Annotated in this window: 7 protein-coding genes; 5 read left to right on the top strand and 2 right to left on the bottom strand. The window is 70.7% G+C overall.

Going from position 1 to position 6036, the window contains the following annotated elements; all coding sequences use genetic code 11:
* Positions 1 to 437 precede the first annotated feature (437 nt).
* The 5 genes from sdhC (at position 438) to E1265_RS03540 (ending at position 5384) form a co-directional block, all read left to right on the top strand.
* A complete protein-coding gene (sdhC, locus tag E1265_RS03560) occupies positions 438 to 818 on the top strand; it encodes a succinate dehydrogenase, cytochrome b556 subunit (protein WP_132928719.1) in 381 nt (126 codons plus the stop codon).
* A gap of 5 nt (positions 819 to 823) precedes the next feature.
* Positions 824 to 1285 (top strand): succinate dehydrogenase hydrophobic membrane anchor subunit, encoded by a 462-nt coding sequence (locus E1265_RS03555; protein ID WP_132928718.1) that lies wholly within the window; start codon positions 824 to 826, stop codon positions 1283 to 1285.
* Between the two features lie 24 nt (positions 1286 to 1309).
* On the top strand, positions 1310 to 3064 hold the full coding sequence (gene sdhA, locus E1265_RS03550; protein ID WP_132928717.1) for a succinate dehydrogenase flavoprotein subunit: 1755 nt from the start codon (positions 1310 to 1312) through the stop codon (positions 3062 to 3064).
* A complete protein-coding gene (locus E1265_RS03545; RefSeq protein WP_132928716.1) occupies positions 3064 to 3843 on the top strand; it encodes a succinate dehydrogenase iron-sulfur subunit in 780 nt (259 codons plus the stop codon). The genes sdhA and E1265_RS03545 overlap by 1 nt, the downstream gene beginning before the upstream one ends.
* 158 nt (positions 3844 to 4001) lie before the next feature.
* A complete protein-coding gene (locus E1265_RS03540; RefSeq protein WP_132928715.1) occupies positions 4002 to 5384 on the top strand; it encodes an FAD-linked oxidase C-terminal domain-containing protein in 1383 nt (460 codons plus the stop codon).
* Positions 5385 to 5400: 16 nt separating this feature from the next.
* Here the strand turns inward: E1265_RS03540 and E1265_RS40605 are convergent, their stop codons facing one another.
* Both E1265_RS40605 and E1265_RS03535 read right to left on the bottom strand, forming a co-directional pair.
* Positions 5401 to 5475 (bottom strand): hypothetical protein, encoded by a 75-nt coding sequence (locus tag E1265_RS40605; protein ID WP_347877149.1) that lies wholly within the window; start codon positions 5473 to 5475, stop codon positions 5401 to 5403.
* Positions 5472 to 5948 carry a hypothetical protein gene (locus E1265_RS03535; protein ID WP_347877147.1) on the bottom strand — a complete coding sequence of 159 codons (477 nt, stop codon included), beginning with the start codon at positions 5946 to 5948 and terminating at the stop codon, positions 5472 to 5474. Before E1265_RS03535 ends, E1265_RS40605 begins: the two co-directional genes overlap by 4 nt.
* Between the last annotated feature and the right edge of the window lie 88 nt (positions 5949 to 6036).

Here is a 6036-nt window from a genome sequence, read left to right as displayed (position 1 = left end):
GGGTGGGGGTGGCGGCCCCCGGGGCGGCCGTGGAGCCGCCTGAGGAGTCGCGGACCAGGGCCAGGGCCAGCGAGGTGACGATCACCGCCACTGCCGTGGCCAGTGCGAATATTCGCCAGGGCGCGTGTCGCATACCTCGAAGGTAACCGCGGGCCACGAGTTGGCAACCGCTATGCGCGAGGCCCAGGGGCCCGGCCGGGCGACCCGGAGGGCCGGCCCGCGCCGGCCGCGTGCCGTGGCCGGCGGCGCGGCTGGCGACCACCGCTCGACCGGACGCCGGAGGCCCGAGGCCGCATCGTCGCCCCCGGCGATGGACCATTCCGGCGGCGCGGATACCATGGCGGCGGCCGGTGGACCGTACCCGGCCGGGCCCGACCGACGTCCCATAGGAGCAGGAGCTGCCGGCAGGCCCCGAATCGCTTCTGAAGGGTTCTTCCGTGCCGGCAGGAACGCTGTACCGCGGCCGGGAAGGCATGTGGTCATGGGTGGCGCACCGCGTCACCGGTGTCCTGGTGTTCTTCTTCCTCTTTGTCCACGTCCTGGACACCGCGCTCGTCCGGGTCTCCCCCGAGGCGTACGACGACACCATCGCGGTCTACAAGACGCCCCTCGTGGCCTTCATGGAGTACGGCCTGGTGGCCGCCGTCCTCTTCCACGCGCTGAACGGCCTGCGGGTCGTCGCCGTCGACTTCTGGAACAAGGGCGCCCGCTACCAGCGGCAGATGCTGTGGTCCGTCGTCGGCGTCTGGGCCGTCCTGATGGCGGGGGCCGCCTACCCGGTCCTCGGCCACGCGTTCCGTGAGCTGTTCGGGAGCTGATGATCATGGCCATCGAGACCACCCAGGTCGACGACGCGACCTACTCCCCGGACAACCCGGCCCCGCTCATCGAGCCGCCCCGGGCCCGCACCGAGCGCACCCCGCGGACCACTCGCACCAACTTCGAGCTCCACGGCTGGCTGTTCATGCGGCTGTCCGGCATCGTGCTCGTGGTGCTCGTGCTCGGCCACCTGCTGATCCAGCTCGTCCTCGAGGGCGGCGTCTCCAAGGTCAGCTTCGCGTTCGTCGCCGGCCGCTGGGCCTCGCCGTTCTGGCAGGCCTGGGACCTGATCATGCTCTGGCTCGCCATGCTGCACGGCGCCAACGGCCTGCGCACGATCATCAACGACTACGCCGAGCGCGACGCCACCCGCTTCTGGCTGAAGATGCTGCTCTACACGGCCACGATCTTCACCGTGCTGCTGGGCACGCTGGTGATCTTCACCTTCGACCCGAACATCCGCTGACGGGGCAGACGAGGCACACGAGACATGCAGATCCACAAGTACGACACCGTCATCGTCGGGGCCGGCGGCGCCGGGATGCGCGCCGCGATCGAGGCGACCAAGCGCAGCCGCACCGCCGTGCTGACCAAGCTCTTCCCGACCCGCTCCCACACCGGCGCCGCCCAGGGCGGCATGGCCGCGGCCCTCGCCAACGTCGAGGAGGACAACTGGGAGTGGCACACCTTCGACACGGTCAAGGGCGGTGACTACCTGGTCGACCAGGACGCCGCCGAGATCCTGGCGAAGGAGGCCATCGACTCGGTCCTCGACCTGGAGAAGATGGGCCTGCCGTTCAACCGCACCCCCGAGGGCCGGATCGACCAACGCCGGTTCGGCGGCCACAGCCGCAACCACGGCGAGGCCCCGGTGCGCCGCTCCTGCTACGCGGCCGACCGCACGGGCCACATGATCCTCCAGACGCTGTACCAGAACTGCGTCAAGGAGGGCGTGGAGTTCTACAACGAGTTCTACGTCCTCGACCTGCTGCTCAACGAGGTCGACGGGGTCAGGAAGACCGCCGGCGTGGTCGCCTACGAGCTGGCCACCGGCGAGCTGCACGTCTTCCAGGCCAAGGCCGTGGTCTTCGCCTCCGGCGGCAACGGCAAGTTCTACAAGGTCACCTCGAACGCGCACACCCTCACCGGCGACGGGCAGGCCGCCGCCTGGCGGCGCGGTCTTCCGCTCGAGGACATGGAGTTCTTCCAGTTCCACCCGACCGGCATCTGGAAGATGGGCATCCTGCTCACCGAGGGCGCCCGCGGCGAGGGCGGCATCCTGCGCAACAAGGACGGCGAGCGCTTCATGGAGAAGTACGCGCCCGTCATGAAGGACCTGGCCTCGCGCGACGTCGTCTCCCGCTCGATCTACACCGAGATCCGCGAGGGGCGCGGCTGCGGCCCCGACGGCGACCACGTCTACCTGGACCTGACCCACCTGCCGCCGGAGCAGCTCGACGCCAAGCTGCCGGACATCACCGAGTTCGCCCGCACCTACCTGGGCATCGAGCCGTACACCGACCCGATCCCGATCCAGCCGACCGCGCACTACGCGATGGGCGGCATCCCGACCAACGTCAAGGGCGAGGTGCTGGCCAACAACACCGACGTGGTGCCCGGGCTCTACGCGGCCGGCGAGGTCGCCTGCGTCTCGGTGCACGGCGCCAACCGGCTCGGCACCAACTCGCTGCTCGACATCAACGTGTTCGGCCGCCGCGCCGGCATCGCCGCCGCCGAGTACGCCGCCACCGCCGACTTCGTCGAGCTCCCCGAGAACCCCGAGCGGTTCGTGGCCGACGAGGTGGAGCGGATGCGCAGCTCCTCCGGCGGCGAGCGGATCTCCGCCATCCGCAAGGACCTCCAGGAGACCATGGACAAGAACGCCATGGTCTTCCGCACCGAGCAGACGCTCAAGGAGGCCCTGGAGGACATCACGGCGCTGCGCCGCCGGTACAGGAACGCGGCCGTCCAGGACAAGGGCAAGCGGTACAACACCGACCTGCTCGAGGCCCTGGAGCTGGGCAACCTGCTGGAGCTCGCCGAGGTGCTGGTCGTCTCGGCGCTGGCCCGCCAGGAGTCGCGCGGCGGCCACTACCGCGAGGACTTCCCCAACCGGGACGACGTCAACTTCATGCGGCACACCATGGCCTACCGCGAGGTCGACGCGGACGGCAACGAGTCGATCCGTCTTGACTACAAGCCCGTCGTCCAGACCCGCTACCAGCCGATGGAGCGTAAGTACTGATGGCTACCCCCACGTTGGAGAAGACCGACGCCGCGCCGCCGGCCGCCGACCACCTGGTCACCGTCACCTTCCGGATCCGCAGGTTCAACCCGGAGGAGGGCGCGGAGGCCGTCTGGCAGGACTTCGAGCTGCGGATCGACCCCAAGGAGCGGGTGCTCGACGCGCTGCACCAGATCAAGTGGGAGCTGGACGGCACGCTGACCTTCCGCCGCTCCTGCGCCCACGGCATCTGCGGCTCGGACGCCATGCGGATCAACGGCAAGAACCGGCTGGCCTGCAAGACCCTGATCAAGGACATCGCGGACCTCAAGGACGGCGTGGGCACCAAGCCCGTGCTGGTCGAGCCGATAAAGGGCATGACGGTCCTCAAGGACCTCGTCGTGGACATGGAGCCGTTCTTCCAGGCCTACCGCGACGTGATGCCGTTCCTGATCACCAAGGGCAACGAGCCGACCAGGGAGCGCCTCCAGTCGGCGGCCGACCGGGAGCGCTTCGACGACACCACCAAGTGCATCCTGTGCGCCGCGTGCACCTCGTCCTGCCCGGTGTTCTGGAACGACGGCCAGTACTTCGGCCCGGCCGCCATCGTCAACGCGCACCGCTTCATCTTCGACTCGCGCGACGAGGGTGGCGAGCAGCGCCTGGAGATCCTCAACGACCGTGACGGCGTGTGGCGCTGCCGCACCGTGTTCAACTGCACGGACGCCTGCCCGCGCGGCATCGAGGTCACCAAGGCCATCCAGGAGGTCAAGAAGGCGCTGATCACCCGGCGCTTCTGACGAGACCCAGGGTGTGGGATGACCCGGCCGCCCCGGCGTCATCCCACGCCCCGGTGCGTGCGGCCACCCCGCCCCAACGCGGCCCGGCGCCGAGATCCACCCAGCGTCCCGCGCCGGACCATGGCTTTTTCCGGCGGCAAGCTGCGAGGCTGCTTTTCATGAGCGAACTCGTGACGCGGCTACGCGAAGGGCTGCCCCCGGAAACGATCATCACCGACCCCGATGTGACCGCCTCTTACGCCCACGACATGGCCAGCTTCTGCCCGGCCGGCGCCCCGGCCGTGGTGGTGCTGCCGCGCACGGTGGAGCACGTGCAGCACGTGCTGCGCACCGCGAGCGCGCTGCGGGTCCCCGTGGTGCCGCAGGGCGCGCGTACCGGGCTCTCCGGCGCGGCCAACGCCGTCGACGGCTGCGTGGTGCTCTCGCTGGTGCGGATGGACGCCATCCTGGAGATCGACCCCGTCAACCGGTACGCCGTGGTCGAGCCCGGGGTCGTCAACGCCGACCTGTCCAAGGCGGTGGCCGCGCACGGCCTCGCCTACCCCCCCGACCCCTCCAGCTGGGAACAGTGCACCATCGGCGGCAACATCGGCACCGGCTCGGGCGGCCTGTGCTGCGTCAAGTACGGGGTGACCGCCGAGTACGTGCTCGGCCTCGACGTGGTGCTGGCGGACGGGCGGCTGCTGTCCACCGGGCGGCGCACCGCCAAGGGCGTCGCCGGCTACGACCTGACCCGCCTCTTCGTGGGCTCGGAGGGCACCCTGGGCGTCGTGGTGCGCGCCGTGCTGGCGCTCAGGCCGGCGCCGCCGCCGCAGCTCGTGCTTGCCGCCGAGTTCGACTCGATGGCCGCCGCCGGGGAGGCGGTGACCGCCATCATGGCCGCCGGACACACCCCCTCGCTGCTCGAGCTGATGGACGCCACCACCGTGGCCGCTGTCAACAGGCTGACCAGGATGGGGCTGCCCGAGTCCATCCAGGCGCTGCTGCTCGCCGGCTTCGACACCCCTGATCCGGCCGCCGACCTCGCCGCCGTCGGCGAGCTCTGCCGGGCGGCCGGCGCCAACGAGGTGGTGCCGGCCGAGGACGCCGCCGAGTCCGAGATGTTGCTCGCCGCGCGGCGCGCCACGCTGGTGGCGCTGGAGGCGGTCAAGGGCACAACGATGATCGACGACGTGTGCGTGCCGCGCAGCCGGCTCGCCGAGTTCCTCGACGGCGTCGCGGCGATCGCCGAGCGCCACCGGCTCGCCATCGGCGTGGTCGCGCACGCTGGCGACGGCAACACCCACCCCACGGTCTGCTTCGACTCGGGCGACGAGGACGAATGCCGGCGCGCCCAGGCGTCGTTCGACGACATCATGGGGCTCGGTCTCGAGCTCGGCGGCACCATCACCGGCGAACACGGCGTCGGGGTGCTGAAACGCGACTGGCTGGCCCGCGAACTCGGTCCGGAGAACGCCGCGTTGCAACGCTCGATCCGGGAGGTGTTCGACCCGCTCGGCATCCTCAACCCGGGCAAGGTCTTCCCGGGCGCCGACGCCTGAGCCGGGGCCGGCCGGCTCACACGATGATGACGACCTTCGCCCGCGCGTGCTCGACCTCCACGTAGCGGATCGCCTTCGCCGCCTCGCTCAGCGGGTAGGTCCGGTCAACGACCGGGATGAGCCGCCCGACTCGACGAGCTCCCTGGGCGTCGTGAGGTTCGCCCTGCTCGGCCTGGCCGGGAGCTCCACCGGGCGCTGGCCGACGAAGGGGTTCAGCAGCCGCCGCCTGAGGAACAGGACCAGGAGCCCTGGCAGGCTGCCGCCCTCCGAGGTGCCCCCGCCGGACAGCACCAGCGTCCCGGTGGGGGTGAGCGCCCGCCGGAGCTCGCCCAGCGGGCGGTTCCCCACCAGGTCGAGCACGACGTCGTACCGCCGGCCGTCGCGGGTGAAGTCCTCCCGGGTGTTAGTCGACGACGTGGTCGCCGCCGACCGCCTCCACGACACCCACGAAGTCCGCCCCGGGCACCAAAACAGCACCTCCTGGTCGCCGGGCACCGGCTTGTCGACGTCCCGCACCTCAAGCACGTCCGGTGCGCCGTACCTGCCCTGGGCGACCGCCTTCACGGGGCATCCACGGAACGCGCGAGTTCGTCGGGAGTGGTGAACGGAACTCTGGACGAAGGCCCGCCGCGCGGACATCCGGGACGACCCT

The organism is Streptomyces sp. 8K308 (assembly GCF_004348315.1).
GTDB lineage: Bacteria > Actinomycetota > Actinomycetes > Streptomycetales > Streptomycetaceae > Streptomyces.
Note: the sequence above shows the minus strand (reverse complement) of the source record. Positions and strands in the feature narration are given on the sequence as shown.

What these genes read in the sequence shown, in the direction of transcription:
- E1265_RS03555 (WP_132928718.1), top strand. Translation starts at nt 824, where the DNA reads ATGGCCATCGAGACCACCCAGGTCGACGACGCGACCTACTCCCCGGAC.
- sdhA (WP_132928717.1), top strand. Translation starts at nt 1,310, where the DNA reads ATGCAGATCCACAAGTACGACACCGTCATCGTCGGGGCCGGCGGCGCC.
- E1265_RS03545 (WP_132928716.1), top strand. Translation starts at nt 3,064, where the DNA reads ATGGCTACCCCCACGTTGGAGAAGACCGACGCCGCGCCGCCGGCCGCC.
- E1265_RS03540 (WP_132928715.1), top strand. Translation starts at nt 4,002, where the DNA reads ATGAGCGAACTCGTGACGCGGCTACGCGAAGGGCTGCCCCCGGAAACG.